The organism is Streptomyces sp. NRRL F-6492, assembly GCF_001280125.1.
Lineage (GTDB): Bacteria > Actinomycetota > Actinomycetes > Streptomycetales > Streptomycetaceae > Streptomyces.
The window spans coordinates 71,191-96,474 of the sequence record NZ_LGEG01000001.1 but is presented as its reverse complement, the minus strand read 5'-3'; the positions used below and the strand labels follow the sequence as shown (position 1 = coordinate 96,474).

23 protein-coding genes are annotated in these 25,284 nt (G+C 72.7%); 11 read left to right on the top strand and 12 right to left on the bottom strand.

Features of this window, described 5'->3' with window-relative positions:
• Nucleotides 1-17 precede the first annotated feature (17 nt).
• From ADL08_RS00455 to ADL08_RS00435, 5 genes are read left to right on the top strand one after another with little or no spacing between them, the layout of a single operon-like run.
• Nucleotides 18-1,247 (top strand): MFS transporter, encoded by a 1,230-nt coding sequence (locus ADL08_RS00455; RefSeq protein WP_159042958.1) that lies wholly within the window; start codon nt 18-20, stop codon nt 1,245-1,247.
• A complete protein-coding gene (locus tag ADL08_RS00450) occupies nt 1,244-1,435 on the top strand; it encodes an MbtH family protein (RefSeq protein WP_053639967.1) in 192 nt (63 codons plus the stop codon). The genes ADL08_RS00455 and ADL08_RS00450 overlap by 4 nt, the downstream gene beginning before the upstream one ends.
• A gap of 18 nt (nt 1,436-1,453) precedes the next feature.
• Nucleotides 1,454-2,191 carry a thioesterase II family protein gene (locus ADL08_RS00445; RefSeq protein ID WP_159042959.1) on the top strand — a complete coding sequence of 246 codons (738 nt, stop codon included), beginning with the start codon at nt 1,454-1,456 and terminating at the stop codon, nt 2,189-2,191.
• 2 nt (nt 2,192-2,193) lie between these two features.
• Nucleotides 2,194-3,060 carry an alpha/beta fold hydrolase gene (locus ADL08_RS00440; protein ID WP_199836918.1) on the top strand — a complete coding sequence of 289 codons (867 nt, stop codon included), beginning with the start codon at nt 2,194-2,196 and terminating at the stop codon, nt 3,058-3,060.
• Nucleotides 3,061-3,085: 25 nt separating this feature from the next.
• Nucleotides 3,086-5,413, top strand: coding sequence for a M20/M25/M40 family metallo-hydrolase (locus tag ADL08_RS00435; protein ID WP_053639965.1), 2,328 nt, complete (start codon nt 3,086-3,088; stop codon nt 5,411-5,413).
• Nucleotides 5,414-5,498: 85 nt separating this feature from the next.
• On the opposite strand, the gene ADL08_RS00430 is transcribed toward ADL08_RS00435, so the two are convergent.
• From ADL08_RS00430 to ADL08_RS00400, 7 genes are all read right to left on the bottom strand, one after another.
• Nucleotides 5,499-7,076: an aldehyde dehydrogenase family protein gene (locus ADL08_RS00430; protein WP_078967892.1), complete on the bottom strand. Its 1,578-nt coding sequence runs from the start codon at nt 7,074-7,076 to the stop codon at nt 5,499-5,501.
• Nucleotides 7,077-7,142: 66 nt separating this feature from the next.
• Nucleotides 7,143-8,021, bottom strand: coding sequence for a DUF72 domain-containing protein (locus ADL08_RS00425; RefSeq protein WP_053639963.1), 879 nt, complete (start codon nt 8,019-8,021; stop codon nt 7,143-7,145).
• A gap of 86 nt (nt 8,022-8,107) precedes the next feature.
• Nucleotides 8,108-8,566, bottom strand: a complete 459-nt coding sequence (locus tag ADL08_RS00420) for a hypothetical protein (protein WP_053639962.1) — start codon at nt 8,564-8,566, stop codon at nt 8,108-8,110.
• A gap of 46 nt (nt 8,567-8,612) precedes the next feature.
• Entirely contained in the window at nt 8,613-9,155 is a 543-nt protein-coding gene (locus ADL08_RS00415) for an RNA 2'-phosphotransferase (RefSeq protein ID WP_053639961.1), read from the bottom strand.
• A 152-nt stretch (nt 9,156-9,307) separates the two neighbouring features.
• A complete protein-coding gene (locus tag ADL08_RS00410) occupies nt 9,308-10,255 on the bottom strand; it encodes a MerR family transcriptional regulator (RefSeq protein WP_107091947.1) in 948 nt (315 codons plus the stop codon).
• Nucleotides 10,256-10,528: 273 nt separating this feature from the next.
• Nucleotides 10,529-12,322, bottom strand: coding sequence for an SDR family oxidoreductase (locus ADL08_RS00405; RefSeq protein WP_053639959.1), 1,794 nt, complete (start codon nt 12,320-12,322; stop codon nt 10,529-10,531).
• Nucleotides 12,322-13,167: a M24 family metallopeptidase gene (locus ADL08_RS00400; RefSeq protein ID WP_053639958.1), complete on the bottom strand. Its 846-nt coding sequence runs from the start codon at nt 13,165-13,167 to the stop codon at nt 12,322-12,324. The genes ADL08_RS00405 and ADL08_RS00400 overlap by 1 nt, the downstream gene beginning before the upstream one ends.
• A gap of 403 nt (nt 13,168-13,570) precedes the next feature.
• Between ADL08_RS00400 and ADL08_RS00395 the strand changes: the two genes are divergently transcribed.
• The 4 genes from ADL08_RS00395 to ADL08_RS00380 are packed head-to-tail and all read left to right on the top strand — an operon-like array spanning nt 13,571 to nt 17,148.
• Nucleotides 13,571-14,545 (top strand): ABC transporter ATP-binding protein, encoded by a 975-nt coding sequence (locus ADL08_RS00395; RefSeq protein ID WP_053639957.1) that lies wholly within the window; start codon nt 13,571-13,573, stop codon nt 14,543-14,545.
• The gene (locus tag ADL08_RS00390; RefSeq protein ID WP_053639956.1) at nt 14,542-15,453 is read left to right on the top strand and encodes an ABC transporter permease; all 912 of its coding nucleotides are present in this window, start codon (nt 14,542-14,544) and stop codon (nt 15,451-15,453) included. The genes ADL08_RS00395 and ADL08_RS00390 overlap by 4 nt, the downstream gene beginning before the upstream one ends.
• A 49-nt stretch (nt 15,454-15,502) precedes the next feature.
• The gene (locus ADL08_RS00385) at nt 15,503-16,414 is read left to right on the top strand and encodes an ABC transporter ATP-binding protein (protein WP_053639955.1); all 912 of its coding nucleotides are present in this window, start codon (nt 15,503-15,505) and stop codon (nt 16,412-16,414) included.
• A 14-nt stretch (nt 16,415-16,428) separates the two neighbouring features.
• Entirely contained in the window at nt 16,429-17,148 is a 720-nt protein-coding gene (locus ADL08_RS00380; RefSeq protein ID WP_053639954.1) for an ABC transporter permease, read from the top strand.
• Between the two features lie 125 nt (nt 17,149-17,273).
• Here ADL08_RS00380 and ADL08_RS00375 read toward each other — a convergent pair whose 3' ends face one another.
• The gene (locus ADL08_RS00375; RefSeq protein ID WP_078967893.1) at nt 17,274-18,620 is read right to left on the bottom strand and encodes a CynX/NimT family MFS transporter; all 1,347 of its coding nucleotides are present in this window, start codon (nt 18,618-18,620) and stop codon (nt 17,274-17,276) included.
• Nucleotides 18,617-19,297: a FadR/GntR family transcriptional regulator gene (locus ADL08_RS00370; RefSeq protein WP_053639952.1), complete on the bottom strand. Its 681-nt coding sequence runs from the start codon at nt 19,295-19,297 to the stop codon at nt 18,617-18,619. The genes ADL08_RS00375 and ADL08_RS00370 overlap by 4 nt, the downstream gene beginning before the upstream one ends.
• A 123-nt stretch (nt 19,298-19,420) precedes the next feature.
• Here ADL08_RS00370 and lpdA point away from each other — a divergent pair, with 123 nt between their 5' ends.
• Complete coding sequence (gene lpdA / locus ADL08_RS00365; protein ID WP_053639951.1) at nt 19,421-20,824, top strand: dihydrolipoyl dehydrogenase; 1,404 nt, start codon at nt 19,421-19,423, stop codon at nt 20,822-20,824.
• Nucleotides 20,825-20,972: 148 nt separating this feature from the next.
• Nucleotides 20,973-21,578 carry a rhomboid-like protein gene (locus tag ADL08_RS00360; protein WP_420709540.1) on the top strand — a complete coding sequence of 202 codons (606 nt, stop codon included), beginning with the start codon at nt 20,973-20,975 and terminating at the stop codon, nt 21,576-21,578.
• Nucleotides 21,579-21,678: 100 nt separating this feature from the next.
• Here the strand turns inward: ADL08_RS00360 and ADL08_RS00355 are convergent, their stop codons facing one another.
• The 3 genes from ADL08_RS00355 to pheA form a co-directional block, all read right to left on the bottom strand.
• Complete coding sequence (locus ADL08_RS00355) at nt 21,679-22,485, bottom strand: HAD family hydrolase (protein WP_053639949.1); 807 nt, start codon at nt 22,483-22,485, stop codon at nt 21,679-21,681.
• On the bottom strand, nt 22,482-23,771 hold the full coding sequence (serS, locus tag ADL08_RS00350; protein WP_053639948.1) for a serine--tRNA ligase: 1,290 nt from the start codon (nt 23,769-23,771) through the stop codon (nt 22,482-22,484). The genes ADL08_RS00355 and serS overlap by 4 nt, the downstream gene beginning before the upstream one ends.
• Nucleotides 23,772-24,256: 485 nt before the next feature.
• Nucleotides 24,257-25,192: a prephenate dehydratase gene (pheA, locus tag ADL08_RS00345; RefSeq protein WP_053639947.1), complete on the bottom strand. Its 936-nt coding sequence runs from the start codon at nt 25,190-25,192 to the stop codon at nt 24,257-24,259.
• Nucleotides 25,193-25,284: the final 92 nt, after the last annotated feature.

Below are 25,284 nucleotides of genomic sequence, written 5' to 3'. Positions count from 1 at the left end.
CCGTGGCCGGGAACCTGATGAAGGACCGCGACTTCCTGCTGTTCGCGGGCGGCCAGGGCGCCTCCGCGCTCGGCGACGCGCTGAGCAAGACCGCCCTGCCGCTCCTCGTCCTGGCCCTCACCGGCTCCGGACTGCACATGGGCCTGATCGCCATGCTGTCGGCGCTGCCCATGATGCTGCTCGGCGTCCCCGCGGGGGCCTGGGCCGACCGCTTCGACCGGCGGCGGATGATGCTCTGGTCGGACGTCGGGCGCGCGCTGCTCGTCGGCGCGGTGCCGGTGGCCGCGCTGCTCGACGTGCCGGTGCTGCCGGTGCTGTACGCCATCGCCGTACCGGTCGGCGTGCTGTACACCGTCTTCGAGGCGGCCTGCCTGTCCTGCGTGCCCTCGCTGGTCGGCCGGGACCGCCTCGGGGAGGCCAACTCGCTGCTCTCGATCGGCAACGCGCTCGGCTACATCGCGGGACCGGCCCTCGCCGGCCTGCTGGTGACGGGCATCGGCGGGGCCGCCACCCTGGGGGTCGACGCGCTGACCTTCGCGGTGTCGGCGGTCGCCCTGATGCTGATCCGCCGCCCGCTGCAGACCGCGCGGGAGCACGCCCCCGCCCCGATGCGCCGGCAGGTCCTGGAGGGCTTCCGGTTCATCGCCGGGCACCGGCTGCTGCGGGCGGCGCTGCTCTACTGGGCGGCGGTCACCTTCTTCACCGCGCCGATCATCATCTGCGCCACCTACTTCGTCCGCGAGGACCTCGGCTGGTCGCCCGGCGCCCTCGGCACGGTCATCGCGGTCTACGCCGTCGGGGCGATCGCCGGCGCCGTGCTCGCCTCCCGGATCAAGGAGGCCTCCGCCGCCGTCATGTGCGCCGGCACGGTCCTCGGCAGCGTCGCGCTGCTCGTCCTGAGCGGCACCGAGTCGCTGCCCCTGGCCCTCGGCGTCGTCCTGCTGGCGGGCGCGGGGGAGTCGCTCTCCGCGATCCTCTACAGCACCCTGCGGGCCCGGCTCACCCCGGACGAGCTCCTCGGCCGGGTGACCACGACCGCGCAGGTCGCCGCGTTCAGCCTGAAGCCCCTGTCCGTCCTGGTGGCCGGCGTCGCCCTGGAGGCGACCTCCGGCTCCGTGACCCTGTCCGTCATCGCGCTCTCCTGCATCGCGGTCAGCGTCGCCTTCGGCGGCGTCCTGCGCCGGATCCAGAAGGCCCACGGACCCCTCCTTCCCGTCACCCCGCAACCCGAAGAGGCGACACCATGACCGTCACCACCGCAGAACCCTCCTACCTCGTCGTGGTCAACGACGAGGAGCAGTACTCGATCTGGCGCAGCGACCGCGCGCTCCCGGCCGGCTGGGAGGCCGAGGGCCCCGCCGGCACCAAGGACGAGTGCCTCGACCGCGTCGAGGCCGTGTGGACCGACATGCGTCCGCGCTGCGTGCGGGGCTGATCCGCCGTCATGTCACTGATGCAGAGGCTCAGCACCGGCGGAGGCGACAGCCGGATCGTCTGCCTGCCCTACGCGGGCGGCAACGGGACGGTGTACGAGAGCTGGACCGAGTGGCTCCCCTCCGGGGTGGAGCTGTGGGCGCCCCACCTGCCCGCGCGCGAGCACCGGACGCTGGAGCCGCCGGTGGAGGACATGGACGAGCTCGTCGGCGCCCTGGCCGGCGAACTCCTCCGGGACGACCGGCCCACCACCCTCTTCGGGCACAGCTTCGGCTCCCTGGTCGCGTTCGAACTGGCCCGCCGGTTCCAGGAGCGGGCGCTCCCGGTCCGCTGCCTGGTCGTGTCGGGGATGCCGGCGCCGCAGACGCTGTCCGCCAGGCCCGCGCCCACGGACGCCGAGATCCTCGACGGCCTGCGCTCGCACGGGGCGGCCCCGGAGGAGTTCTTCCGCCAGCCCGAGCTGCTGGAGCTCGTCATGCCCGGCATCCGCGCCGACTACCGGATGGCGACGGGCTACCGGTACCGGGCGGGGGAGAAGCTCTCCGCCCGGTTGTTCGCCGCGGGGGGCGACGACGACCCCGGCGTGCCCGCCGAGGCCCTCGCGGCCTGGGCCGAGCAGGGCCGGGACGGCTGCCCGACCAGGCTGTGGCAGGGCGGACACATGTACCTGCTGAGCCACGCCCGGGAAGTCGCCGGGTACGTGGTCGACTGCCACCTGCAGTCGCTCAGCCGCCCCTTGCAGTCGATCGAAGGATGACCATGGAAACGCGCACGATCACCGTCCCCGGCGGAACGCTCCGCACCGGCAGCAGCGGCACGCCGGACCGCCCGGCCGCCCTCCTCGTCCACTCCGGCATCGCCCACGCGGAGATGTGGTTCCCGCTGATGCGGGAACTGGACGACGAGATGTTCGGCGTCGCCTACGACTGCCGCTGTTTCGGCGAGTCCACGACGACGCTCGACGGAGAGTTCTCCGACATCGGCGACCTCGCGAGCGTGCTGGACGCCTACGGCCTCGAATCCGCCGTCCTCGTGGGCGAGTCGAGGGGCGCGCGCCTCGCGGTCGACTTCGCCCTCGCCCACCCGGAGCGGGTGCGCGGACTGTTCCTGCTCGCCCCCGACGTCTCGGGCCTCGACACCCCGGTCGCGGACGACGAGCGCCCGCTGCTCGACGCGGTCGGGGCGGCCGAGGAGGCCTGGGACGAGGCCGACGAGGCCGACACCGCCCGCAGGGTCGAGGAGCTGATCGCGCACGAGGTGCGCCTGTTCGTCGACGGCCCCGGCCGCGAACCGGCGCCCGAGCGGGCCGCCGTACGGGAGGCGGTCGCCGGCATGCTGCGGCTCAACTACACGCAGCAGAAGGACACCCCGGACTTCGTGAAGGCCGAGCCCGCGGCCGGCCGGCTGGAGAAGCTCGACGTCCCGGTCCGCGTGCTCGTCGGAGACGCCGACACCACCGGCATGCGGGCCGCGGCCGAGGAGATCGAGCGCGCCTGCCCGCGGGCCTCCCTCGTCCGCGTCCCCGACGCCGCGCACGCGCTCACCCTGGAGCGCGGAGACATCGTCGTACACGAACTGCGCACCTGGCTGCGGGAGTTGCGACAGACGCCGGAGACGGCGGCATAACCATGGAAAGGGTCATGCGGTGAGCATGCTGAAGTCCCGGCCGCGAGCGGCCGACGCGCCGTCGTCCGCCCCGCCGGCACCGCCGGCGGCGGGCACCCCGCCCTTCCGGTCCGGCGCACGGCGGTTCGCCGGCACCTGGGCGGTCCTGGGCCTGCTCCTGGCCGTCTCCTTCTCGCTGGCGTACGGGGCGACCCGCCCGGCGCCCGACGGGGAGGCCGGCCGCGGCGCCCTCGCCACCGCCCAGCGGCTGGAGGACCTCGGCACGCGCGTCGCCGCGAGCCCGCGCCTCACGGAAGCGCTGGACCTGGTCGCCGACGACCTGAAGGCGATCCCCGGCCTGGAGGTGGAACGGCAGCGCGCCTCCGGCTCGCACCGCTTCCACGACCGCGCCGTCGACTACGCCGTCGAGAACGTGATCGCCCGCCAGCCCGGCGACACCGCCGACGCCCTCCTGGTGAACGTCCACGTCGACTCCGCGATGGAGGGCCCGGGCGCCGCCGACGACGCCGTCAACGTCGGCGCGGTGCTCCAGGCCGCCCGGCAGCTCGCCGGACAGGACCGCCACCGCACGGTCGTCTACCTGTTCAACGGCGGCGAGGAGGTCGGCCTCACCGGGGCGGACGCGTTCACCCGGCACCCGTGGGCGGCGGACGTCCGCTGGTTCCTGAACCTGGAGGCCGTCGGCTCGGGCGGTCTGCCCATCCTGTTCCAGGCGGGCGAGGACGACGGACGGCTGATCGAGCTGGCGGGCGACACCGCGCGGCCGTACGGCTCCGTCCTCGGCCAGTGGCTGTTCCGGGCGGGACTCATCAACTCCGACACCGACAGCCGGGTGTGGCGCGCCCGGGGCTGGTCGGGCCTCGACTACGCCCTCTTCGAGGACGGCTACCGCTACCACACGCCGAACGACCGGGTCGTCGGCATCGGCTCCGGTTCGGCGCAGGCGGTCACCGACCTGACCGTCCGCTTCGCCTCCGACGTGACCGGGACCGGGGCCGTCGACCCGGCCGACCGGAAGCCCGCCCCGTACTACTTCGACGTGCTGTCGCGCTGGTGGGTGACCCTCGACCCGCTCCTGGTGAAGTCCGGCACGCTCGTGCTGCTCCTCGTCCTGGCCGCGCTGACCCGGTGGGCCCACCGGGCCTGGGACCTCCGGCCCGGCCGGACGGCCGCCACCGCGGGCGCCGCGCTCCTCGGCCTCCCGGCCGCCGTGCTCACGGGCCTCCTGGTGGGCGTCGCCCAGTCGCTGGCCGGCCCGCACGCCTGGTTCGCGCACCCCTGGCTGGTGTACCTGGTGCCGCTGCCCCTGACCGTCCTGGGGGCGCTGGCCCCGCAGCTGCTCCTGGAGCGCCGGCGCCGCCGCCGCGCCCCGGACGGCGCCCGGCGGCCGTCGGCCCGTGCCGCCCTGCTCGCCAACACCTGGGCGGTCGCCCTGCTCGGCGCGGTCACCGCCTGGCTCGGCGTCGGCCCCGGCTACCTGCTGTGGATCGCCTCCGTCCCGCTGATGGTGTCGATCGCCGGCCTCCTGCTGCTGCCGGGCCGCTGGCGCGCGGTGCCGCCGCTGGCGGGCGCGTTCGTGGTGTTGGTGCTGATCGCCCAGTTCGCGCGGAACCTGTTCGAGCTGGCGGTCCCGATGATGGGCCGGCTGCCGACCGCCGTCCCCATGGACGCGGCCGTCGCCGTGGCCGGCGTCCTGGTCGCCGTCCCGCTGGCCCTCGTCCTCGCGCCGTTCGCCGCGTACGCCGGGCGTCCGCCCCGCCGGTCCGGCCTCGCCCTGGTGGCGTACGCCGCCTGCGGCCTCCTCGTCGTCGGCCTCGCCCCGCCGTACGACACCGCGCACCCCAAGATGGTGAGCCTCTTCCAGGAGCAGACCGACGGCGGGGACGCGCGGATCGTGCTGGAGGGCCGCGACGCCCTCACGCCCCAGGACCTGGGCGTCGTCGACGGGATCGTCCGCGACACCGGGCTGCGGGTCCGCGAAGGAGGGCTCGCCGCGCGGAAGGTGACCGTGCCGGAGGGGACCGTCTCCTTCGCCACCGAGGGGACGACCGCGCCCGTCCGGATCACCGTCGGCGCGAACCGCGCGGAGCTGGTCAGGGTCACGGTGACGGGCCCCGGCCTCTCCGTGGGCGGCCGGCCCTTCGAGGGCGACGAGGCGGTGGTCGACGTCGTCGGGCGCTTCGACGGCCACACGGTGACCGTCGAGCGCTCGGGCCCCGTCGAGATCCGGGTCGACCAGGTCTTCCTGAAGACCGGGGAGGACGCGGAGAAGGCCCTCGCGGCCCTGCCGGACTGGACGGTGGGCCACGCGAGGACGCTGGTCACGCACACGTACGAGGACCCCCGGTCCTGAGGATCCCCGGTCCCGGGGAGGCCGGGTACGGCCGCGGGGCCGGGGCCGGTGGACACGACCACCGGCCCCGGCCCCGTTCCTCGTGTCAGGCGCCCCCGGTCCACTCCTCCGGCAGGCGGTAGTCCAGGTCGGCCTCGACGGTCGCCACGTCCATCTGGGCCTTCTGCAGCGAACCGGAGAAGTCCCAGTTCATCGACTGCCAGCGGGTGAACTGGTCGAGCACCCACACGCCGGACTGGCGGCTGCCGTTGCCGGACTTGCCGTTCCCGCCGAACGGCAGGTGCGCCTCCGCGCCCGAGGTGGAGTTGTTCACGCTGACCATGCCGGCCCCGACGTCCTGCCGGAAGCGGAACACGGTGGCCGGGTCACTGGTCCAGACGGCGGCGGAGAGACCGTAGCCCGGGGCGTTGGCCAGCTCGATCGCCTCGTCGAGCGTCCGGTACGTGGTGATCCCGACGATCGGCCCGAAGGTCTCCTCCAGGAAGATCCGGTCCGTGGGCCGGACCCCGTCCACGAGGACCGGGTGGTAGTACAGGCCGTCCGACGGGTCTCCGACGAAGCCCTCGCGGGGCGAGTCGGCCGTGATCCTGCCGACGGCGCTCGAACCGAGCACCGTGTGGTGGGCGTCGATCCAGCCCAGCGTCTCCTCGTAGGAGCGCGCGAACTTCTCGTCGAGCAGCGGGCCGTAGACGACGGGGGAGGCCGGGTCGCCCACCGGCGCGGTCCGCACGGCCTCGGCGAACCGGCGCGTGAACTCGTCGTGCACGTCCTCGTGCACGACGACCGTGCCCAGCGAGGTGCAGCGCTGGCCCGCCGTGCCGTAACCGGAGAACAGCGCCGCCTGCACGGCCAGGTCGAGGTCCGCGTCGGGCGCGACGACCATCGGGTTCTTGCCGCCGAGCTCCAGGCACGGCGTCTGCAGGTGGCGGCCGCACAGCTCACCGATCCGCCGGCCGACCGCCGTCGACCCCGTGAAGCCGACCTTGTCCACCAGACCGCGCTCCAGCGCGGCCTCCAGGCCCGCGAACGTTGTCTCGCCGTCGGCGTGGACGAGGTTGAGGACCCCGGCCGGGACCCCCGCCCGCCAAGCGAGTTCGGCCAGGGCGCGCGCGGTCGCCGCCGCGTACTCGGCGGGCTTCCACACCACCGCGTTGCCGCACAGCAGGGCCGGGGCCAGGTACCAGGAGGGGACCGCCACCGGGAAGTTGCCCGCGGTCACGATGACCGCCACGCCGACCGGCACGCGGTAGGTGAACAACTGCTTGTCGGGCATCTCGGACGGGACTGTGTGCCCGTACAGGCGCCTGCCCTCGCCGAGGAAGAAGTCGCAGGTGTCGATGATCTCCTGGACCTCGCCCAGGGCCTCGGCGTACGTCTTGCCCACCTCGCGGGTCACCAGCCGGGCGAGGCGCTCCTTGTTGGCCTGCACGAGGCGGCCGAAGGCGCCCACGACCTGTCCGCGCACGGGGGCCGGCACCCGCGCCCACTCGCGCTGCGCCCGCCGGGCCGCCTCGCAGGCGTCCTGGAACTGCCCCGCGTCGGCGAGCCGGACCTCGGCGACCACGTCGCTCGTCCGGGCCGGATCGAGAGAGGCGTAGGTGACGCCGCTTCCGGGGACCTCCTTGCCGTCGATCACCGAGTTCAGCGCAGTCGGAGACGCCACCGGGACTTCCTCTCACCATGTCGAATGCGGCCGCGAGTATAGCCGTTGACCTGCGGAGGACCAGGGCTACGAGAGGCCGAGCAGCCCCCGCATCGACTCCGCGGCGCGGACGGCGGCGTCGCCGCAGCAGTTGTTGAAGAGGACGTGCACCTCCCGCGCCCCCTCGGCCAGCTCGCGGATGCGTGGTGTCCACTCCGCGAGTTCCCCGGGGGTGTAGTCGTGGCGGAACCTCTCCTCCTTGGTGCCGGTGCCCCAGGCGGTGTTGCGGCCGTGGAAGCGCACCAGGGCGAGGTCCGGGGAGGTGACCCGGACGACCGGCGGTACGGAGGTGGGCAGCGTCTGCGTCATGTCCACGGCCACGGCGGCCGCGTCCAGGTCCGTGAGGAGGGCGGCCGTCGCGTCGGCGTGCTCCTCGCGCCACCAGCCGGGGTTCCGGAACTCCACGGCCACCGGCCATCCGGCGGCGCGCTCGCGGCACCGGCGCAGGAACTCCGCCGCCGGCCCGCCCGGTACGAGCCGGTGCGGGAACTGGAACACCAGCGTCCCCAGGCGACCGGCCTCGCGCAGCGGTTCGAGGGCCGCGCCGTACCGGCTCCACACCTCGTCGAGCAGCCCGGGGTCGGTGCCGGCGCCCTGCTCCCGCCGCTGTCGGGCGAAGGCCGGGCGGAGGTCGGCGGGCAGCGCTTCCGGCCGGGTCGGGTGCCCGGTGAGCAGCGAGAACGCCTTCACGTCGAAGCGGAAGCCCTCGGGAGTGCGCTCGGCCCACAGGTGGCTGTTGCGGGTGCTGGGCAGCCCGTAGTACGTGGAGTCCACCTCCACCACCGGGAACCGCGTGGCGTAGTGCCGGAGCCTGCCCTCCGCGTCGCGCCGTCCCTTCGGGTACCAGCCGCTGGACACCAGCGCCTTGTCCGTCCACGAGCAGGTTCCGACCCGGATCTCTCCCATCCGCCCAGTGTTCCCCGAGGCCGGCCGCGGATTCGCCCGGCACGCGGGGTTTTCGCCGGCCCCCGACGGCGTCGGGGCCGGTGGCGTCAGCGAACGTTCCGGTTCATCCACGCCGTGAGCGAGGCGCCGGGGACGAGTTCCCTGTGGGTCCCGTCGCCGGGCAGCGGGACGACCAGCCACCAGCCGGGCGGGAAGAACCGGCCCTTCACATGGGCGAGGCCGCCGTGGACGGACCGCAGGAAGGCCGGGACGGCGTCACGGGGGACGTCCGCGAACTCAATGCCCTCCACGGTGATCCGGGCGTCGTCCTCGGGGAAGACCTGGACGGTGACGGCGGGGGACCCGCCCAGCTCGACGAAGGCCTCGTGCGGCAGGGAGCCGTCGGGGTCGAGGACGGCGAACGCGTCCGAGGCGGTGCGCCGGGAGGTCCGGTCCGCGCCGATGTCGTCGGTGACCGTCATCTCCAGGCCGAACTCCCGGGCGATCTCGCGGATCGCGGTGACGGTCGCCTCGGTACTGGGGAGGTGCGGGTGGGGGTGGGCCATGGAAGGTGATCATGCCCCATGGCTTCCGCCCCTCCCGCCCGTGGGGTCAGGACGGGAGGCGGAGGAACTCCGGCGGGACGGCGTCGGCCAGCCACACCCCGTTGGCGCTGACGTGGAAGACGTGCCCGGCCCGGTGCATGGCGCCGGCGTCGACGCTCAGGACGACCGGCCGGCCCCGGCGGGCGCCGACCCGTGTCGCGGTCTCCCGGTCGGGGGAGAGGTGCACGTGGTGGCGGGCCATGGGCCGCAGGCCCTCCGCCCGGATCGCGGGGAGCCGGTCCGCGACCGTGCCGTGGTAGAGGTACGCGGGCGGTTCGGCGGCCGGCAGGTCCAGGTCCACCCGGACGGTGTGGCCCTGGCTGGCGCGGATGCGGGTGCCCTCGACGGCGAAGCGCTTCTTGTCGTTGGTCTCGACGACGTGGTCGAGTTCCTCGCGGGTGATCGGGAAGCCGTGCTGGGCGGTGGCCCGGAGCAGCGCGTCGATCTCGGTCCAGCCCTGTGCGTCGAGGACGAGCCCGATGCGCTCGGGCTGGTGCCGCAGGTGCTTGGAGAGGTACTTGGAGACCTTCACCGTGCGGCGTTCGTCCATGGGCGGCTGTGGGGTCATCCTGCCAGGATGCCGGAGCCGGGATCGCCCCGGCCAATGATTTCCGGCGACTTCCGGTGGACAGGTTTGATCCACAGCCAAGGCGAGTTATCCACAGGATGAGGAGCCTTTCTGTGGACAACAAGACTGCTCACTCAGGGCAATTGATCAACTTTGCCCTCTATGAGGTGACTTGAGGAGAGTGCGTCCAATGTCCTCTTGTGGACCTCTCGTTCCGTGGCCGCCGTGACGAAGGCCGCGACCCCCTCCGCTCCCACCAGGCCCTGTACGGACCGGACCGTCCCGGCGGGCAGGGCCACCGGGCGCGGCTCGTCGTCCTGCGCGGGGGGCGCGTCCGGCGACAGATGGACCTGGAGGTGCCGGGTGGCGAACAGACGCATGGCACGCGCCAGTTCGGCGTCCACCGTCTGCTGCGCGAGCGGTCTGAGCCGCCGCACCATCGCCGCCGCGTCGGCCGCGTCCGCGTCCGTCGGCGGCCGGTGCCCCAGATAGCGGGCGAAGACGTACTCGGTCGTGAACTCCAGGAAACGGGAGGCGATGTGCTCGACCTGCCCCCGCAGCTCCCTCAGGTGCCCGGTGATCGCCGGCAACGGCACCCCGGCCGCGTACAGCTCGGCCGCCACCGCCAGCTCCTGGGGGCTCGGTACGAGGTACTCCTCCGTCTCCCGGTCCGGGATCCGCTCCAGTACGCCCAGCTCCACGGCCTCCCGGATGGCCTCCTCGTCCGGCGTGCCGCCGAAGCGGGCGTCCAGCTCCGCGCGCGATATCCGGGCCGCCTCCTCGTCCGTCCACGGCCCGTGGACCTCCGCGACCAGGCCGAGCACCCCGCCGAGCCCCCGGCCGGTGTCCCACGCCTCCATGAGTTCCTTGATCGAGGCCAGGGTGTAGCCCCGGTCGAGGAGGTCGGCGATCCGCCGGAGCCGCGCGAGGTGCGCGTCCCCGTAGACGTTCGCCCTGCCCCGCCGCTCCGGACGGGGCAGCAGACCGCGGTCCTGGTAGGCGCGGATCGTCCGGACCGTGGCCCCGCTGAGACGGGCGAGATCCTCGATCCGGTACTCCGGCTGTGCTGACTGCTCGGACAAACCCGCTCCCACCGACCGCTTCCACCACCCCGCCGCCGCGGGGCCCGTCCTGCGAGGGATCGTACGGCCGCCGCCCCCGTCAGCCGCCCGCCCCCGCCCACCGCCCGTCCTCGCCTCCCGCCCGCCTCCGCTGCCCGTCCGCTCCCGCTGCCCGTCCGCTCCCGCCCTCCGTTCGCTCCCGCTCCTTGTCCGGCGCCGCCCTCCGTCCGCTCCCGCTCCTCGTCCGGCGCCGCCCTCCGTCCGCCCCCCCCGCTCCCCGTCCGGTGCCGATCCCTACGCCGGCGGCTGCCAGCGCGCGAGGGCCCGCAGCGTGCCCGGGCTCAGCCGGGACAGGAAGCGGGCGCCCCGCGCCTCGGGGGTCACCGGCACGACGGCCCGGTCGTGCACGACGGCCCCCAGGATCGCGTCCGCGACCTTCTCCGGCGGGTAGTTCCGCAGCCCGTACAGCCGGGACGCCTTCTTCTGCCGCCGCTTCTCCTCCGCCTCGTCCGCCACCCCGGCGAACCGCGTGGTCGCCGTGATGTTGGTGTTGACGATGCCGGGGCATATCGCGGACACCCCGATGCCCTGGCCGGCCAGTTCGGCCCGCAGGCACTCGCTGAGCATCAGCACCGCCGCCTTCGACGTGCTGTACGCGGGCAGGGCCCGGGAGGGCTGGAAGGCCGCGGCGGACGCGGTGTTCACGATGTGGCCGCCCTGGCCCCGCGCGACCATCCGCGCCCCGAAGTGCCGGCACCCGTGGATCACGCCCCACAGGTTGACGTCCAGGACCCGCCCCCACTCCTCGCTCGACGTCTCGAAGAAGGAGCCGGCGAGCCCGATGCCCGCGTTGTTGACCAGGACGTCGACGACTCCGTACTCGTCCTCCACCTTGGCGGCCAGCTTCTCCATCGCCTGCTCGTCGGAGACGTCGACGACCTCGCCCCAGGCCTCCGGGGCCCCGATCAGGCGCGCCATCTCCGCCGTGCGGGCCGCCCCGTCGGCGTCCCGGTCCACGGCCACGACCCGGGCGCCGGCCTCCGCGAACGCGAAGGCGGTGGCCCGCCCGATGCCGCTGGCCGCCCCGGTCACCAGGACGAGCTGGCCGCCGAACCGCTCCGCGTACTCCGGCCGCACCCCGCCCTTGGCCGGCTGCGCCGCGCCCTGCTTCGCCGCCCCGGCCGCCGGTCCCTCGTGGGTCCTGACGAACTCGGCGATCCAGGAGGACAGCTGGTCCGGCCGGGTGCGCGGCACCCAGTGCTTGGCGGGCAGGGTGCGCCGGGTCAGCTCCGGCACCCAGGTGCCCAGGTCGTCGTAGAGCCGGTCGGAGAGGAAGGCGTCACCGGTCGGCACGATCAGCTGCACGGGCACGTGCGCGTACGCGTCGGGACGCGGCCGGGAGAGCCTGGCCCGGACGTTGTCCCGGTAGAGCCAGGCCCCGTGCGCCGCGTCGTTCGGCAGCGAGGACGTCGGGTAGTCGCCGGCCGGGACCTTCTCCACCCGCTCCAGGATCCCCGGCCAGCGCTTCCCGAGCGGCCCGCGCCAGGCCAGCTCCGGCAGCACGGGCGTGTGCAGCAGGTAGACGTACCAGGACTTGGCGCCCTGGCCGAGGAGCTGCCCGATCCGGCGCGGGGTGGGGCGTGCCATCCGCCGCTTGATCCAGTGCCCGAAGTGGTCGAGGGAGGGGCCGGACATCGAGGTGAAGGAGGCGATCCGGCCCTCGGTGCGCGGCACGGTGGCGAACTCCCACCCCTGCACCGACCCCCAGTCGTGGCCGACGAGGTGGACCGGCCGGTCCGGGCTGACGGCGTCGGCGACCGCGAGGAAGTCGTCCGTCAGCTTCTCCAGGGTGAAGCCGCCGCGCAGCGGGGTCGGCGCCGTCGACCGGCCGTGGCCCCGGACGTCGTACAGCACCACGTGGAACTCCTCGGACAGCCGGACCGCGACCTCCGACCACACCTCCTTGGAGTCCGGATAGCCGTGCACGAGCAGCACGGTCGGCCGGCCCGTCTCGCCGAGCTCGGCGACGCACAGCTCGATCCCGCCCGTACGGACTCGGCGTTCCCGGGCTCCCTTGAGCTCCGTCATCAGACCGCTCCCTCGTTCCAGCGCCGCACGTGCGGCAGATCGTCGTCCAGCCAGAACGCGCTCTGCTCGGGGTCCCGGGAGTCGGTGACGACCAGGATCTCCTCGAACTTCGCGCCCGTACCCCGGAATCCGAGGTGCGGCTCGACCGCCCACAGCCCGGGTGTGGGCGGGTGGTCGGAGAACTTGTACGGCGACCAGAGCGGCGACCAGCCGTCCCGGTGCCCGTGCAGGGCGTCGCTCGCCAGGCCCTTGAGCGCCTGGGTGCCGAAGCCGAAGAGCGTCGGCGTCCGGCGGCGCTCCCGCACCCGGTCGATCTTGTGGGCGATGACGCCGAAGGGGTAGGCCCGGTGCCGGTTCGCGTACCCCTGGCGGACCATCAGCCGGTCCACGTCCTCGTATATCTCGCGCAGCGTGCGGCGCTCGCGCACCTCGCGCAGGATCAGCTCGCGGTGGGCCGCGAGGTCGGCGAGCAGCCTGTCGTGCAGGGGGTCGAGGCCGAGGCAGCCGCTGTAGCCGATGTCGGCCGTGTATCCCCGGTGGACCGGGGCCATGTCGAGGATGAACGGCATCCCCGCCTCCAGACGCCGGTTCGTCGGGAAGAACTGGAGCGGGATCTTGAAGTCCACGAAGGCCGTGCGGTCCCCGAACCAGGCGAACGGCCGGTGGAACCAGTCCCTGACCCCCCGCTCGTACAGCCACTCCCGCTGCATCCGGGCGGCCTCGCGCTCGGTCACGCCCGGCCTGAGCTGCGCCGCGACGGCTTCCGCACACGCGTAGGAGAGCCGCTGCACCTCCTTGAAGCCCCGCAGCTCCGCGGAGAGTTCACCTGCCACTGCCGTTGCCATGCCATCCGCCGTCCCCCGTGAGCGCCCGGCTGCGCTGCGTGTTCGTAACTTGACATTGATGAATGTGACAATGCCCGGCGGCTGAGTCAAGGGGTCGGACGACGGCCTGTGGAAAACCCACCGGAAGCCCAACCGGAAGTCCGCCCGGAAGCCCGCCCACAATCCCGCCCACAAGCTCGCCCACAAGCCCACCCGGAAGTCCGCCCGGGAATCCCCCCCCGGAGCGCGGCGCACGATCACGTGGGACCACCGGGAAGGAGTCGTCGGAAGGCCGACCGGCGCCCCCCGGAAAACAACTTTTGTCGTTCCGCCCCCACCGGCTTGTACTCCTGTAGTCGGACAGAGATCGAGCCGTTGGTCTGACGACGCGTGTGGCGCGCACCACTACCTTCGAAGCGTGACTGTGATCGCGACCGAAAGCCTCAGCATGCGGTTCCCCCGGGTGACCGCTCTCGACCGGCTCTCCCTGGACATCGGGCCCGGTGTGACCGGACTGGTGGGTGCCAACGGAGCCGGCAAGTCCACGATGATCAAGATCCTGCTCGGACTCTCCCCCGCCACGGAGGGCCGCGCGGAGGTCCTGGGCCTCGACGTCCGGACCTCCGGCGCCCAGATCCGCGAGCGCGTGGGATACATGCCCGAGCACGACTGCCTCCCCCCGGACGTCTCGGCCACCGAGTTCGTCGTCCACATGGCGCGGATGTCCGGGCTGCCCCCGACCGCCGCCCGCGAGCGGACGGCCGACACCCTGCGCCACGTCGGCCTGTACGAGGAGCGCTACCGCCCCATCGGCGGGTACTCGACCGGCATGAAGCAGCGGGTGAAGCTCGCCCAGGCGCTGGTCCACGACCCGAAGCTGGTCCTGCTCGACGAGCCGACCAACGGCCTCGACCCGGTCGGCCGGGACGAGATGCTCGGACTGATCCGCCGGATCTGGACCGACTTCGGCATCTCCGTCCTCGTCACCTCCCACCTCCTCGGCGAGCTGGAGCGCACCTGCGACCACGTCGTCGTCATCGACGGCGGACGCCTCCTGCGCTCCAGCTCCACCAGCGACTTCACCCGGACCACCACGACCCTCGCGGTCGAGGTCACCGACTCCGACGAGCACCCCGACGGCACGGCGGCCCTCCGCACGGCCCTCGCGGCCGCCGGTGTCACCCTCCACCCGGGGGTGGAGGAGGGCCTGCCCGGCGCCGGCCACATCCTGCTCCTGGAGGCGGCGGGCGAGGAGACGTACGACCTGGTGCGCGACACCGTCGCCGGCCTCGGCCTCGGGCTCGTCCGCATGGAGCAGCGCCGCCACCACATCGCCGAGGTCTTCCGCCCGCAGGCCGCCGAGGCGTCCACGCCGCACGAGGAGGTGCCGGCCCGATGAGCACCCAGATCCCCCAGCCCTCCCAGGCCGCTCCCGACACGACCCGGATCCACAACATCGGCTACCGGTCCTACGACGGCCCGCGCCTCGGCCGGGCGTACGCGCGCCGGTCGCTCTTCTCGCAGTCCCTGCGCGGCGCCTACGGACTGGGCCGCAGCGCCAAGTCCAAGGTGCTGCCGATGCTGCTCGCGGGCGTGATGTGCGTCCCGGCGCTGATCATCGTCGCCGTCGCGGTCGCCACCAAGCAGACCAAGCTCTCGATCGAGTACACGCAGTACGCGATCTTCCTCCAGGTCGTCATCGGCATCTACCTGGCCTCCCAGGCGCCCCAGTCGGTCTCCCGCGACCTCCGGTTCAGGACCGTGCCGCTGTACTTCTCCCGCCCGATCGAGCGCGCGGACTACGTGCTCGCCAAGTTCGGCGCGATGGCGTCGGCGCTCTTCATCCTCACGGCCGTCCCGCTGCTGATCATGTGGATCGGCTCGATGCTCGCCAAGATGGACTTCGCCGAGCAGACCAAGATGTTCGGCCAGGGGATCGTCTCCGTGGCGCTGCTTTCGCTGCTCTTCGGCGGCATCGGCCTCGTCATGGCGGCCCTCACCCCGCGCCGCGGCTTCGGCGTCGCCGCCGTCATCGGCGTCCTGACCATCTCGTACGGCGCGGTCTCCACGCTCATGGGCATCGCGTACGCCACGGAGAACCCGGGCGCCATCGAGTGGCTCGGCCTGTTCTCGCCGATCACCCTCATCGACGGCGTGCAGACCGCCTTCCTGGGCGCACCGCCCATGTTCCCCGAGCTCGGAGGCCCGGGCGCCGGGGTCGGCGTGGTCTACCTCCTGACCGTCCTCGCGCTGATCGCCGGCTCGTACGGCATCCTGATGCGCCGCTACCGAAAGGTCGGGCTGTGACCGCCCTCCCGTCGCCCGCCGCCACCCCTCAAAGGAATGGGCTGCGCCCATGAGTACCCTCTCCATCGACCACGTCTCCCGCTGGTTCGGAAACGTCGTGGCCGTGAACGACGTCACGATGGCGGTGGGCCCCGGCGTCACCGGCCTCCTGGGCCCCAACGGCGCCGGGAAGTCCACCCTGATCAACATGATGGGAGGCTTCCTCGACCCCTCCACCGGCACCGTCACCCTCGACGGACGGACGATCTGGGGGAACGAGTCGGTCTACCGCGACATCGGCGTCGTGCCCGAGCGGGAGGCGATGTACGACTTCCTCACCGGCCGCGAGTTCGTCGTGGCCAACGCCGAACTCCAGGGCCTCGGCGCCAAGGAGGCCCAGCGGGCCCTGGCCACGGTCGAGATGGAGTACGCGCAGGACCGCAAGGTCTCCACGTACAGCAAGGGCATGCGGCAGCGCGTGAAGATGGCCTCGGCCCTCGTCCACGACCCGTCCGTGCTCCTGCTCGACGAGCCGTTCAACGGCATGGACCCGCGCCAGCGCATGCAGTTGATGGAGCTGCTGCGGCGGATGGGCGCGGCCGGCCGCACGGTCCTGTTCTCCTCGCACATCCTGGAGGAGGTCGAGCAGCTCGCCTCCCACATCGAGGTGATCGTGGCCGGACGGCACGCGGCCTCCGGCGACTTCCGCAAGATCCGCCGCCTGATGACGGACCGGCCGCACCGCTACCTGGTCCGCTCCAGCGACGACCGGGCCCTCGCGGCCGCGCTGATCGCCGACCCGTCCACGGCCGGCATCGAGGTCGACCACGCGGACGGCGGACTGCGCATCCAGGCGGTCGACTTCGGGCGGTTCACGGAACTGCTGCCGAAGGTCGCGCGCGAGCGGGGGATCCGTCTCCTGACGGTCTCGCCCTCGGACGAGTCCCTCGAATCGGTCTTCTCGTACCTCGTAGCGGCCTGAAAGGAGCCTGACCGATGTACAACCCCACAGTCGCCCGGCTCACCTACCGGGCCCTCCTCGGCCGCCGCAGGGCCCTGATCCTCTTCCTGCTGCCCGCCATGCTGCTGGTCATCTCGGCGGCGGTCCGCATGTTCAACGGAGCGGACGACCAGGTCGCGGCCGACGTCCTCGGCGGCTTCGCCCTGGCCACGATGGTGCCGCTGATCGGCGTGATCGCCGGCACGGGCGCGATCGGCCCCGAGATCGACGACGGCTCGATCGTCTACCTGCTGTCCAAGCCGGTGAAGCGGCCCGCGATCATCTTCACGAAGCTGATCGTCGCGATCGCGGTGACCATGGTCTTCTCGGCGGTGCCGACGCTGATCGCCGGGTTCATCCTCAACGGCAACGGCCAGCAGGTGGCCGTGGCGTACACGGTGGCGGCGCTCGTGGCCTCCATCACGTACAGCGCCCTGTTCCTGCTGCTCGGCACGGTCAGCCGGCACGCCGTGGTGATCGGCCTGGTCTACGCCCTGGTGTGGGAGGCCCTCTTCGGCTCCCTGATCGCGGGCGCCCGCACCCTGAGCGTCCAGCAGTGGGCGCTCGCCCTCGCGGAGAGGGTCACCGGCGACGGCCTGGTCACCTCCGAGGTCGGACTCACCACGGCGGTGGTCCTCCTGGTGGCGGTCACGGTCGCGGCGACCTGGTTCGCCGGCCAGAAGCTCCGCCGGCTGACCCTGGCGGGCGAGGAGTAGGCCCGCGGGGCGGACGCGGAAGCGGTACGGCTCCGAGGGTCGTCGCCCCCGGAGCCGGGAGGCCCTTCCGGGGCCGCCCCGCCACTCCGGTCGCCGCCCCGGCCGCCCCGGCCCGGCCCGGGACGTCAGACCGTACGGTTCCGGGCCGCGAGGAGTCCCACGGCCAGGGCCGTCGCGCAGACGACGAGGACCACGCAGATCGGCGGGGTCCAGGAACCGGTGGCCTGGTGGAGGGCGCCGGCCGCCAGCGGGCCCGCGGCGGCGAGCAGATAGCCGACCGTCTGGGCCATGCCCGAGAGCCCGGCCGCGGTCACCGCGTCCCCGGAGCGCAGCACGATCAGGGTCAGGGCGAGCCCGACCGCACCGCCCTGGCCGATGCCGAGGAGCGCCGACCAGAGCCAGGCGCCCTCCACCGGCGCCACCATCAGACCGGCGTAGCCGGCCGCGACCAGCGTGGTGACGAGCACGACCAGCGGGCGCTGGCTCCGCATCCGTCCGGCGAGGAGCGGCACCACGAAGGCGCCCGCCACCTGCACCAGGTTGTTGAAGGCGAAGACCACGCCGGCGGTGGAGCGGTCCATCCCGTGGTCGGCGAGGATCGTCGGCATCCAGGCGATCAGCACGTACGTCCAGAGCGACTGCAGGCCCATGAAGAGCGTGACCTGCCAGGCGAGCGCCGAGCGCCAGACGTTCACCGGGCGGGCGCCCCCGGCCGGGACGGCCCGTACCGCACGGCCCGTACGGCCGCGGGTGATCAGCACCTGGGGCAGCCAGGCGAGCGCCGCCACCGCGGCGAGCAGCGACCAGGAGCCGAGGGAGGCCTCCCAGCCGCCGCCCAGGGCCTTCTCCAGGGGGACGGCCGCCGCCGCGGCCACCGTGGCGCCCGTGATCATCGCGCCCGTGTAGACCGAGGTCATCGCCGCGGCCCGGTCCGGGAAGTCACGCTTGATCAGGCCCGGCATGAGCACGTTGAGCAGGGCTATCGCCGTTCCGACGAGGACCCCGCCGCCGTACAGCGCGTACACGGACGGCAGGACGCGCGCGAGGATGCCGGCGCCGAGCAGGAGGAGCGCCGCGAACAGCACGCGCTCGGTGCCGAATCGGCGTCCCAGCCACGGCGCCACCGCGGCGCCCGCGCCCAGGAAGAGCACCGGCACCGAGGTGACGAGCGAACTCGCCGTCGCGGAGAGCCCGAAGGCGGCGGACATCTCGCCGACCAGGGGGGCCACGCTCGCCAGGGCCGCCCGCATGTTGAGCGAGGCCAGCACGATCCCGACGAGGAGCAGCGCCGGATGCGCGAGCAGGGCGCGCCGGGCCGCCACCCCGGCCGCCGAGAGCCGGACCCCGGTCCCGGCTTCGGCCTCGGCGTCGACAAGCACGGGCGCGGGGGCAGACACGGGCGCGAGGGCAGACACGGGCGCGGTCGCGGGCGCGGGCGTCGGTGAACCCTCCGTACGCGCTCCGGCGGTCATCGGGTCTCCTCCGTCAGCGCCGCCACCGTCTCCATCGGCACCCGCAGCAGCTCGCGGGCCTGCCGCTCCGCCGCCTCCGGGTCGCCCGCCTCGACCGCGGCCACCAGGGCCTCGTGGGCGTCGATGTCGACCGGCGGCATCTCCCGGTCGCCGAGGGCCTCCACCAGGACCTCGTGGACCTGGGCCGAGAAGAAGCGGTACACCTCCACGAAGGCGGCGTTGTGGGTCGCGCCGACGACCGCCAGGTGGAAGGCGAGGTCCGCGTCGGCGTCCCGGTCGCCCTCCTCCCGCAGGGTGGCCAGGGCGGCCCGCAACCGCAGCAGGTCGTGGGTGTCGCGCCGGGCGGCGGCGAGCCGGGCCGCCTCGGCCTCCAGGGCGACCCGCAGTTCGAGCACGTCGGCCGCGCCCGCGTGCCGGACCCCGCGCAGGACGGCCGCCGGGTCCGCGGTGGACCGGACGAAGGTGCCGTTGCCCTGGCGGGACTCCAGGAGCCCGGCGTGGACCAGGACCCGGACGGCCTCGCGGACGGTGTTGCGGCCCACCCCGAGCTGCTGCGCGAGCTCGTGCTCGGTGGGGATGCGGTCGCCGACCGCCCACTCCCCGTCCGCGAGCTGACCGCGGAGCTGTTCCACCGCGGAGTCCACGAGCGAGGTCCGCCCCGCCGCCCTGAGTGCCATGCCGTTCCGACCTCTCGATTCGCCCGGTTGTCCAGTCATCCTACAACTGACCCGTCCGGGTCCTCCGGACTACTGTGGGGCCGTACGCGGACCGCACACCCTCATCACCCTCGGGAGTCAGTCATGTCAGACCGCTTCGACGTCGTCGTACTCGGAGCCGGCCCGGGCGGTTACGTCGCCGCCATCCGCGCCGCCCAGCTGGGCAAGCGGGTCGCGGTCGTCGAGGAGAAGTACTGGGGCGGCGTCTGTCTGAACGTCGGCTGCATCCCCACCAAGGCGCTGCTGCGCAACGCCGAACTCGCCCACATCTTCCACCACGAGGCGAAGACCTTCGGCATCAAGGTCGACGGCACCGTCTCCTTCGACTACACGGAGGCGTTCCGCCGCAGCCGTACGGTCGCGGACGGCCGCGTCAAGGGCGTCCACTACCTGATGAAGAAGAACGGGATCACCGAGTTCGACGGCCGGGGCACCTTCCTCGACGCGAACACCCTCCAGGTGGCCAAGTCCGACGGCACCTCGGAGACGATCGCCTTCGACAACTGCGTCATCGCCACCGGCGCCACCCCGCGCCTGCTGCCGGGCACGTCCCGCACCGACCGCGTGGTGACGTACGAGGAGCAGATCCTCGCCGAGGACGCCCCGAAGTCGATCGTCATCGCCGGCGCCGGCGCGATCGGCATCGAGTTCGCGTACGTCCTGAACAACTACGGCACCAAGGTCACGATCGTCGAGTTCCTCGACCGCGTCGCCCCGCTGGAGGACGAGGACGTCTCCAAGGAGCTGGCGAAGCAGTACCGCAAGCTCGGCATCGACGTCCTGACCTCGACCCGCGTCGAGTCCATCGACGAGTCCGGCCCGCAGGTCCGCGTCACCGTCACCGCCAAGGACGGCTCCCAGAAGGTCCTGGAGGCCGACAAGGTCCTCCAGGCGATCGGCTTCGCCCCGAACGTCACCGGCTTCGGCCTGGAGAACACCGGTGTCGCCCTGACCGAGCGCGGCGCGATCGACGTCGACGGCCGCTGCCGCACCTCCGTGCCGCACATCTACGCCATCGGCGACGTCACCGCGAAGCTGATGCTCGCGCACACCGCCGAGGCCATGGGCGTCATCGCCTCCGAGACCATCGCGGACGCCGAGACGATGGAGCTCGACTACCAGATGATCCCGCGCGCCACCTTCTGCCAGCCGCAGATCGCCAGCTTCGGCTGGACCGAGAAGCAGGCGCGCGAGAAGGGCTTCGACGTCAAGGTCGCGAAGTTCCCCTTCACCGCGAACGGCAAGGCGCACGGCCTCGGCGACGCCGGCGGCTTCGTCAAGATCGTCGCGGACGCGAAGTACGGCGAGATCATCGGCGCCCACCTGATCGGCCCGGACGTCACCGAGCTGCTGCCCGAGCTGACCCTGGCCCAGCAGTGGGACCTCACGGTCCACGAGGTCGCCCGGAACGTCCACGCCCACCCGACCCTGGGCGAGGCCGTGAAGGAGGCGATCCACGGGGTCGCCGGCCACATGATCAATTTCTGAGGTTCCTCCCGGTGCCCGGAGGTTTCTTCCGGAATCGCACAGGTCCGGGTGATAGGCACTGAAGGTGCCGAGCGAAAGGGCGCCGGGCGAGAAGGCGCCGAGCGGAACCTCTCCGGGTGGCGAACCGTCCCGGCCGATCAGGTCGTGGGTGCGTTCGTCACCCGGTACGCACGCGTGGCTGGCGATCATCGCGCTCACCAGCCTCGTCATCGCGCTCGCCCCCGCCGGCCTGGAGGACTACTTCCTCCACCGCAACAGCAGCAACCTCCACCAGCTCGCGCACCATCCGGTGCGGGCCCTGCTCGGCAGCGCGTTCTGGATCGAGGACCCGTCCGGCATCGTGCTGTACGCGGCGCTCTTCGAGCTCCTGCACGCGCCCGTGGAGCGCTGGCTCGGCACCGCGAAGTGGCTCGTCGCCGTCGCCGCCGCGCACGTCACGGCGACGCTCGTCAGCCAACAGGTGGTCCTGGCGGCCATCCGCCTCCACGACGTGCCGCGCAGCATGGCGCACGTCGTCGACATCGGGGTCAGCTACGGGCTCGCCGCCTCGGCGGGCGTCCTCGCCCACCGGCTCGCCCGCCCCTGGCGCCGGCTCTACCTCGTGGGCGTGACCGCGTTCTTCGCCGTCCCGCTCGTCACCGCCCGCACGTACACCGATCTGGGCCACGCGGTCGCCCTGGCCGTCGGCCTCGCCTGCCACCCGCTGACCCGCGGAAAACCAGTCGCACACGGACGGCCACCCGGCGCACACTAGGCGTACGGGGGACACGGGGGATCTCCCGAAGGAGGAGGGCGGCCGCTTCGAGCGCGCGGACCGCGGTCCACGCGGGCCGCCCTTCTCTCCCCGGCGCCGCTCAGGCGGCCAGCAGGCGTTCCAGGACGACCGCGATGCCGTCCTCCTCGTTCGAGGCGGTCACCTCGTCGGCCACCGCCCGCAGCTCCGCGTGCGCGTTGCCCATGGCCACGCCGTGGGCCGCCCAGCCGAACATCGGGATGTCGTTGGGCATGTCGCCGAAGGCGATCGTCTCCGCCGCCTTCACGCCCAGCCGGCGCGCGGCGAGCGAGAGGCCCGTCGCCTTGCTGAGGCCGAGCGGGAGGATCTCCACGATGCCGGGCCCCGCCATGACGATGTCCACGAGCCCGCCGACCGTGGCGCGGGCGGCCCGGGTCAGCTCGTCGTCGGTCAGCGCCGGGTGCTGGATGTACAGCTTGGTCAGCGGCGCCGACCACAGCTCCGACGGGTCCTCGTACGGCACGTACGGCAGCGGACCCTCGTGGACCCGGTAGCCGGGGCCCATCAGGACCTCGCCCTCCAGGCCGTCGCGGCTCGCGGCGAGGGCCAGCGGGCCCACCTCGGCCTCGATCTTCGAGAGGGCGAGCCCGGCGAGCTGCCGGTCCAGGGTCAGCGAGGTCAGCAGCCGGTGCTCACCGGCGTGGTAGACCTGCGCGCCCTGCCCGCACACCGCGATCCCGTCGTAGCCGAGGTCGTCGAGGATGTGCCGGGTCCAGGGCACCGCCCGGCCGGTGACCACGATGTGGGCGGCGCCCGCCGCCGTCGCGGCGGCGAGCGCGTCCCGCGTACGGGCCGAGACGGACTCGTCGGACCGCAGCAGCGTCCCGTCGAGGTCCGTCGCGACCAGGCGGTAGGGGAAGGGGCTCACTTGGCGATCGGCTCCAGGACCTCACGACCGCCGAGGTACGGCCGGAGCACCTCGGGCACCCGCACCGAACCGTCGGCCAGCTGGTGGTTCTCCAGGATCGCCACGATCGTGCGCGGTACGGCGCACAGCGTGCCGTTCAGGGTGGCCAGCGGCTGCACCGTCTTCTTGCCGCCCTGCTCGTCGCGCATGCGGACGGAGAGGCGACGGGCCTGGAAGCTGTCGCAGTTCGAGGCCGAGGTCAGCTCGCGGTACTTGCCCTGCGTCGGGATCCACGCCTCGCAGTCGAACTTGCGGGAGGCGGAGGAGCCGAGGTCACCGGTGGCGACGTCGATGACCTGGAACGGCAGCTCCAGGCCGGTCAGCCACTGCTTCTCCCAGTCCAGGAGGCGCTTGTGCTCGTTCTCCGCTTCCTCGGGCGCGACGTACGAGAACATCTCGACCTTGTCGAACTGGTGGACGCGGAAGATGCCGCGGGTGTCCTTGCCGTAGGTGCCGGCCTCGCGGCGGAAGCAGGGCGAGAAGCCCGCGTACCGCAGCGGCAGCTTGTCGGCGTCGATGATCTCGTCCATGTGGTACGCGGCGAGGGGGACCTCGGAGGTGCCGACGAGGTAGTAGTCGTCCTTCTCCAGGTGGTACACGTTCTCCGCGGCCTGGCCGAGGAAGCCGGTGCCCTCCATGGCGCGCGGGCGGACGAGCGCGGGGGTCAGCATGGGGATGAAACCGGCCTCGGTGGCCTGGGCGATCGCCGCGTTGACCAGGGCCAGCTCCAGGAGGGCGCCGACGCCGGTCAGGTAGTAGAAGCGCGAACCGGAGACCTTGGCGCCCCGCTCCACGTCGATGGCGCCGAGCGCCTCGCCCAGCTCCAGGTGGTCCTTGGGCTCGAAGCCCTCGGCCGCGAAGTCGCGGATGGTGCCGTGCGTCTCCAGGACGACGAAGTCCTCCTCGCCGCCGACCGGGACGTCCGTGTGGACGATGTTCCCGAGCTGGAGCAGCAGGCGCTTGGCCGTCTCGTCGGCCTCGTTCTGCTCGGCCTCGGCGGCCTTGACGTCGGTCTTGAGCTGCTCGGCCTTCTGCAGGAGCTCGGCGCGCTCCTCCGGGGTGGCCCTGGGGATCAGCTTGCCGAGCGCCTTCTGCTCGGATCGGAGCTCGTCGAAGCGGACGCCGGACGACCTGCGCCGCTCATCGGCGGAGAGCAGGGCGTCGACGAGGGAGACGTCCTCTCCACGGGCGCGCTGGGAGGCGCGAACACGGTCGGGGTCCTCACGGAGCAGGCGAAGGTCAATCACCCCACCAGGCTACCGGTGCGCGTTCACGCGACCCCACCGGATAAGAGGGCGTGTGCCGTTTCATCCGAATTGCCACTTTTGGAAATGCCGCACGTCGGCAAACGCGTTTAGTTATCCACAGGCTGTGCGAAAGATCTGTGGACTACGGAAAGGGTCGCAGGCCTTTTGTGTCCCACGCCTGGGAAATCGGTGATCAAACAGCAACGAGACGCTCATTCGGGTGGGAATCACTCACCCTGAAGAGTGGGTCTGCCGGGGGATGCTGACGGCGAGGCAGGCGGAACGCTGTGGATGACGTTCCCGGGGTCGGGAGCGACCAGGGTGATTTGTCGACCTCGCCGGAGGGCGGTGTCGACTTGTCCCCAGGTTGAGTGGAATGCCTGTGGATAACCTCTGTGGGTAACTGAAAAGTATGCAGGTAGGACTAGTGGTTCGTACCTGTGGACGACCGCGCACGCCCCGGGACGCGATCCGTCATTCTCGGATCAGGCCCGACCGTCCTGGGCCCTCGCCAGCCAGTCGGAGGCCGCCATGAACTCCTCGTCCGAGGTGCCGCGCCGCAGCGCCCGCACGTCCTCGACCGCGACACCCGCCCGCGGATACGAGCCGAGGAACCGCACCTTGGGGCACATCCGCTTGAGACCCATCAGCGCCTCGCCCACCCGCCGGTCCGCGACATGGCCCTCGGCGTCCACGGCGAAGCAGTAGTTCCCGATCCCCGCCCCCGTGGGACGGGACTGAATCAGCATCAGGTTCACCCCGCGCACCGCGAATTCCTGGAGCAGTTCGAGGAGGGCACCCGGATGATCGTCACCCAGCCACAGCACCACCGAGGTCTTGTCCGCGCCCGTCGGGGCCGCGGGCCGGGCCGGCCGTCCCACGAGCACGAACCGCGTCTCGGCGTTCTCCGCGTCGTGGATCTCGGTGACGAGCGCTTCCAGCCCGTACGTCGCCGCCGCGAACTCCCCCGCGAAGGCGGCGTCGAAGCGGCCCTCCCGCACCAGCCGGGCCCCGTCCGCGTTCGACGCGGCCGACTCCCACACCGCGTCGGGCAGGTGCTTCCGCAGCCAGTTCCGGACCTGCGGCTGCGCCACCGGGTGGCCCGTGACCGTCTTGATCTCCGAGAGCTTGGTCCCGGGCCGGACGAGGAGCGCGAAGGCGATCGGGAGGAGCACCTCGCGGTAGATCACCAGCGGCTCGCCGGAGGCCAGTTCGTCCAGGGTCGCGGTCACCCCGCCCTCGACCGAGTTCTCGATCGGGACGAGCGCGGCGGCGGCCTCCCCGTTCCGTACGGCGTCGAGGGCGGCCGGGACCGAGACCATGGGGACGAGCTCCCGTGTCGCGGCCTCGGGCAGCGTGCGCAGCGCCGCTTCGGTGAAGGTGCCTTCGGGGCCGAGATAGGTGTACCGGGTGGCGGACATACCGTCACCCTAATGGTCCCCGGGGACCGCCGAAGGCCTTCCGCCGCGCGCCTCCGGCCGCCGTGGGCCGGGCGCCGGCGGGGCGGGACGCC